General features: G+C 62.5%; 4 protein-coding genes. All 4 read left to right on the forward strand.

Features of this window, described 5'->3' with window-relative positions; translation table 11 throughout:
* Window positions 1-409 precede the first annotated feature (409 nt).
* Window positions 410-2911: an EAL domain-containing protein gene (locus EOA32_RS33215; protein WP_245499474.1), complete on the forward strand. Its 2502-nt coding sequence runs from the start codon at window positions 410-412 to the stop codon at window positions 2909-2911.
* A 552-nt stretch (window positions 2912-3463) separates the two neighbouring features.
* Window positions 3464-3595 carry a hypothetical protein gene (locus EOA32_RS40680; RefSeq protein WP_281015300.1) on the forward strand — a complete coding sequence of 44 codons (132 nt, stop codon included), beginning with the start codon at window positions 3464-3466 and terminating at the stop codon, window positions 3593-3595.
* A 90-nt stretch (window positions 3596-3685) separates the two neighbouring features.
* On the forward strand, window positions 3686-3985 hold the full coding sequence (locus EOA32_RS33225) for a hypothetical protein (protein ID WP_128373980.1): 300 nt from the start codon (window positions 3686-3688) through the stop codon (window positions 3983-3985).
* 507 nt (window positions 3986-4492) lie between these two features.
* A partial coding sequence (locus tag EOA32_RS33235) for a transposase zinc-binding domain-containing protein (protein ID WP_245499475.1) occupies window positions 4493-4714 on the forward strand: 222 nt, incomplete at its 3' end.

A 4714-nucleotide genomic window follows, 5' to 3' on the forward strand; every position in this document is an offset into this window, starting at 1 on the left:
GACTACGACGCCATCATCGACGCCGCTTGCGATGCTTGGCAGAAGCTCCTCGCTGCGCCCCAAACCATCAAATCAATCGGAATGCGGGAGTGGGCGCATGTCGGTCAAACTCCATGACTCTTGGTATAACAGGATCATGACGCTTTATTTAGTCGAACGTTAAGGGTCCAAGCCATAGGTTCCGCGTCGAGTGGAGCGCAGGATCAGACAAGGCGCGCGACCGCACCGCGGCAGACCATCGGATCTGCGGGCTCGCCTAGATGCCGGATGCTCCGGCCAACCGGAGCTACGCTCCTCAGATTGCTTGTTGACCGGTCGAGGTTTTTCGCCTTCGACCCGATTTGGACCCGGAGCAGAACCGGCGAGATGCGAGGATGATTGCGGCTCTCAGAGACGTTTTTTGCAGAAGGTGAGTGCACACCCGACGGTGGGGCTTGAGCAGACCGCCCCCGACACGGTCGACGCTCCAGGAGGGCGTAGCGTAGCGACCCAAACGGAGTCCGACGACGTGCGGCTCATCCTGCGCCGCTGGCAATCCGCCTGCGGCACAGGTCCCCTCCCGCCCTATGAGGAAATTGCGCTAGGCAGCGTTGGCCGCTTCTCAGAAGAGATCGCTGTGGTCCGTCGTTTGGGCGACGAGCCGCCCTTCCTTTTGCGCTGCGGCCGGCGCTTCCGCGCCATCGTGGGCTTTGCAGAGTCCGCGCGCAGCCTCGATGAGCTGCCGTATGCCTTCAATCTGGCAATCGCCTCCGCCCTCGACAACGCCTCCTCGGCAGGCGAGCCCCGGCTCAAGGTTTGCCACTGGGTCGTTGACGGCAAGGTCTCCACCATCGAGATCGTCGCGCTGCCATTGTCGTGCCGCTGGCCGGGCGAATACTTCCTTCTATTCCTTCGGCCGCGCGCCAGCCAGTTCGAGCTTGCCAGTCTGCTCATCAACTCCACTCAGGAAGGCGTTATCGGGCTGAGCCCGATCGATCGTGGGCATGGCGCAATTTCTGACTTCTGCATACTGAGCATCAACGAGGCCGCGGCGGGCTTCCTCGGAGCGACCGTCGACAGCCTCCAGTCCACCCTGCTATCGGACGCGCTGACCCAAGTCGGCATACCAGAGGTACCCCAGGAACTGCTGCGCGCGGGTTCAGGGGGGCGCCTATCGAGCTTCGAGCTCGCCTATTGGCTGGGACAGCATAGGATCGCTCTCAAGGTCGGTGTCGACATCGCCGGCGGCGTGCTGGTGGTCACTCTCACCGACATTCGCGACCTGAAGGGGCGGGAGACCCTCTTCCGCTCTCTTTTCGACGACAATCCGGTTCCGATGTTCGTGCGCAGCCAGTCGACGGGCAACTTTCTCAACGTCAATGAAGCGGCGCTGCGTCTCTACGGCTACAGCCGCAGCGACTTCCTGGACCGCAGCCTGGCCGAAATCCGCGTGGATGGCACCATCATCCGCGAAAGCGACGGTCGCGAGATGGTGCTTCGGCACCGCACCGCCGACGGTCGTGAACTCGATGTGATCGAGTACACCAGCGAAACCCTCGTAGATCATCAGGTGGCAATACTATCGACAATCGTGGACATTACGGAGCGCAAGCGCGCCGAAGCCCATATCACTTACCTCGCTCATCATGATCCATTGACGGGACTGGCTAATCGAACGGTTTTCACGCGCGAGCTTGAGCGGGCGGTGGTCAGCCTCAAGCAGGACGGACGGCGGTTCGGCGTGGTGCTGATCGACCTCGACAATTTCAAGACAGTCAACGACACGCTCGGACACGCGGCAGGCGACGCACTCCTCATAGAGGTGACCGCCCGGCTGAAAGAACTGGTGCGCAAAACCGACGTGGTGGCCAGGCTCGGCGGCGACGAATTTGCGATCCTGGTGCCGGCCGTCGAATGCCGCTCCGACGTCGAGGAGCTCGGCCAGCGCGTCATCCGCGATCTTACCGCTATACGGAAGGTCGACGGCGCCGAGATAGTGATCGGCGCGAGTATCGGCGCAGCGCTGGTCCCAGACGACGCCGCTGACATCGACAGCCTTCTGAAATGCGCCGATCTCGCCCTGTACCGCGCGAAGCAATCGGACAAGGGCACCTTCCGCTGGTTCGAGGCCGGGATGGACATGCGCCAGCGCGAGCGGCGTGCGCTGGAGATAGAGTTGCGCGGCGCCGAAATCGACCGCGAGTTCGAGTTGCATTACCAGCCCATCATCCGGACGCAGACCGGAAAGCTGCGCGGGTTCGAGGCCCTGCTGCGCTGGCACAATCCGCGCCGGGGCATGGTGTCGCCCGCGGATTTCATTCCGATCGCGGAGGAAACCGGCAAGCTCGACGAGCTCGGCCGCTGGGCGCTTGCGGTGGCATGCCGAGAGGCGGCAACCTGGCCGCGAGAGCTGGTGCTGTCCGTCAACGTCTCGCCGGTGCAGTTCCGCAAAGGGGACCTCGTCGGAACGGTCGGACTGGCCCTGGCCGGAAGCGGGCTGGAGCCGCACCAGCTTGAGATCGAGATCACCGAGTCGGTGCTGCTGTCGGCCAGCAGCACCAACCTCGCCATCCTCAAGCAGCTTCGCTCGCTGGGCGTGCGCATTGCACTCGACGATTTTGGCACTGGCTACTCCAGCCTGAGCTATCTCAGGCAGTTTCCGTTCAACCGTCTCAAAATCGACCGATCGTTTGTCCGCGAGATCGGCCGGTGTCCAGAGTCGCTCGCCATCGTCCGTGCCGTCATAGGACTTGGCGCCAGCCTCGGCATCGATACAACGGCCGAAGGTGTGGAGACGGTCGCGCAGTTGGAGGCATTGCGCGCCGAGAAATGCGGCGAGTTGCAGGGCTTCCTGTTCAGCCCGCCCGTTGCCAGCGAGAGCGTCGCCGCCATCATCGGCACGTATTTCGAAGAGGCATCGCGTCTCGCATAACGCGCTCGCCGACCTGCGCCGGCGGCGTCGAAAGGTCACAAAGGACGCCATTCCGCGCAGAATGACGCCGCCCGACCCTCGCCGTTCCGGCGAGTCCTGATGCGCGGGGTCGCGGCCTACAAGGGGAGCATGAAAAAGTTGGGGGTCTCGTCGGCTCTGAGTTAGCCTGACCGCCATGTCCGACGTTGAAAAATACCGAAGTGTACCAATTCAAAGTGAGCTTGCGACGAATCACGCCAATGTTATGGCGCCGGCTGCTCGTTCCGCAAGAGGGAGGACTATCATCTCCATGCTTTCAAGCTGCACGGCCGGCACTATGGTACGACTTCGACTGGCAAGCGCCACCGCGACGCGGCAGGCCGCGAAGTGACGCTCGCCAATCTGCAACTGCGCGGGCGCCAGAGGATCCGCTACGAGTACGATTTCGGCGATCGGTGGGAACACGATCTCCGGGTTGAGGCTCGAGCGATAGGGCGGCAAGGCCTACCCGGTCTGCATCGCCGGCGCGCGTGCCGGTCCGCCTGAAGATATTGATATGGTCCACCAGGATACATGGCGCTCGTCGATCGCTTCTGCTTCGGCGACATCGACCGGCTGTTTCGCGAAGACAAAGAAGATGAGGAGTTCGAGGACGATGGGCGTTGCGCGCCTTCGAACCTGAGCGCTTCAGCCGGCGCGAGGTGAATGCGACTCTGAAGCTCGAATTTTCAGAGCTTGCCAGGGGCTGACCGCAACAGGTCGACATGCTTCCCTCTCCCGCGACCAAGGAGGGATGTGGATGCGGTTTGCCATTCACTCGTGATCGGCGGCGGCGACGCAGCAGACGAAACGCAAGAGATCATCAGCTTCGACCGAACAGACGCGCTGTCGATCGTTGAGCTCGGCCTGACGCTTGAAGAAGCGAAGTCAGCCCTCGTTGCGCTCCAGATCGCGATTACCGATGCGCAGGTCGACGATCTTTTCGAGCCGATCGGCGCTGGCGACGTGCGGCTGCACGGAAAAGCGGGGTCTGAACAAGATGTGGTGGTTGGCGCCCATCTTGTTCCGACCCTAGATCCGACCAAGACAGACTAAACCCCCGTCGCGCTCGGACTCGGCACGAACGCCTGTCAACTTGATGCTGTCGAAGCTAAGGCTCTTGACGCGCGGCGGTGTGGTCTGCGCGCGAACGCCATACTTGAGCAGCACGCTTCGAACATCCGACTCTGGACTGGTGCTATCCTCGGCGATGGCCTCGGATAGTAGGTATGAAATCGCCCTGGCTGGTGTTTCCGTACTGCGGGTACTCGTACTGCCAATCCTTCAGGGCAGAACCGCTCTTGCTGCTGGCAACCCGCATGACCAACGCCAGCCGGTCGCGATACCACGCTAACTCCGGGTGATCCTGAACGCACTTTTCCAGGAATGAGATTGCCTTTGATGATATGAGGTATTCGTACCGTCGAATCTTACCGTCATCACCAGCGAGTGCAACCCGCACGGTGCGCACTGTCACGAGCCCGCTCGACAAGCTTGGCCTCTTCAAGCCGGAAGAGCCTCACCCGACGGCTGAGCGTGCGCGCCTCGATCGAGGTTGCCGACATCTTCCGCACTGCCGGGCCCGCCTGCCGGGTCGCCCATGCCGGGCATCTGAGCCTCGCCCAGCTCAAGGTCATGTCGGCGATCGAGCACTGCCGCACCGCGGCCCTTGGCGGTCACGTCGAGGCCTGCGAGGACTGCGGCCAGTGGCGCATCGCCTACAATTCCTGCCGCAACCGGCACTGTCCGAAGTGCCAGGGTGCCACGGCGCGCACATGGCTTGCC

Source organism: Mesorhizobium sp. M1A.F.Ca.ET.072.01.1.1 (genome assembly GCF_004023325.1).
In the GTDB taxonomy this organism is placed as follows: Bacteria; Pseudomonadota; Alphaproteobacteria; order Rhizobiales; family Rhizobiaceae; genus Mesorhizobium.